At 56.5% G+C, this 1,094-nt stretch carries 1 protein-coding gene; it reads left to right on the top strand.

The genetic code is table 11. From position 1 onward, the window contains the following. Positions 1 to 51 precede the first annotated feature (51 nt). Positions 52 to 1,065, top strand: coding sequence for an IS30 family transposase (locus H096_RS16360; protein ID WP_033900015.1), 1,014 nt, complete (start codon positions 52 to 54; stop codon positions 1,063 to 1,065). The last annotated feature ends 29 nt before the right edge of the window (positions 1,066 to 1,094 follow it).

The raw sequence follows: 1,094 nt of genomic DNA, 5'->3' as shown, positions 1-1,094 counted from the left end.
GGCGGCCGCAAAAACTGAGTGCAACACCTCACCCTCCGGTAAGGTGCCGCCATGTCCTATACAGAACTCAGCGTCGAAGAACGCGCCACGATCCAGGTCGGGCAATATCAAGGTCTTAGTCAGCGCGAGATAGCTCGAATGCTTGGCCGAAGCCCCTCTACGATCAGCCGCGAGTTGCGTCGCAATCGATCCCTCAATGGGAGATACGTTGCCCACGTTGCACAGGCTCACACTCGCGAGCGCCGTAAAGTTTGCCGCCCTGCCAGAAAATTGGTTCTGGGCAATGAACGCTTCGAGCTGGTGCTTCATTTGCTTCGAGAACGCTTTTCCCCAGAGCAAATCGCGGGCAAGCTGCGTGTCATGAAAATCAATTTCGAAGAAGCCTACGTTTGCCGGGAAACCATCTACAAAGCGATCTATGCGATGCCCGTCGGGGAGTTGCGCAAGGAGCTGGTGCAGTGTCTGCGACAAGGCAAGAGCACACGTAGACCGCGCGCTGGGGGCGTTGATCGTCGCGGCCAGATTCCGGATATGGTCAGTATTCACCTGCGCCCGCCGGAGGTTGAAGACCGTTTGATGCCAGGGCACTGGGAGGGCGACTTGATCAAGGGGAAGAACAACGCCTCGGCGGTCGGGACACTCGTTGAGCGCTCCAGCGGCTATTTGATGCTGGTGAAAATGAATGACGCTACGGCGACATCGGCAGTCGAAGGGTTCAGCGCGGCGCTCAATGGCATGCCGCTGGCCGCTCGTAAAAGCATGACGTATGACCAGGGCAAGGAAATGGCCAGGCACGCCGAACTCACTCAGAAGACGGGTATTGCTGTTTACTTTGCTGACCCACACAGCCCATGGCAACGTGGAACCAACGAGAACACCAACGGCCTTGTCCGCCAGTTTTTGCCCAAGGGAACTGACCTGTCCAGGTACACCCAAGAGGAGTTGGACAAGTTTGCGTATTTGCTGAACATCCGACCACGCAAGCGATTTAACTGGCTGTGTCCGATCGAGGTATTCACTCAGCTGATGGGCTTGCAACATGAGGCTCCTGCTTCAATTCAATAACCGTGTTGCACTCAGCTCCTGCAACCGCC

Origin of the sequence: Pseudomonas sp. FH1 (assembly GCF_000510895.2) — a bacterium.
In the GTDB taxonomy this organism is placed as follows: Bacteria; Pseudomonadota; Gammaproteobacteria; order Pseudomonadales; family Pseudomonadaceae; genus Aquipseudomonas; species Aquipseudomonas azotoformans_A.
This window is presented reverse-complemented; position numbering and strand designations above follow the sequence as displayed.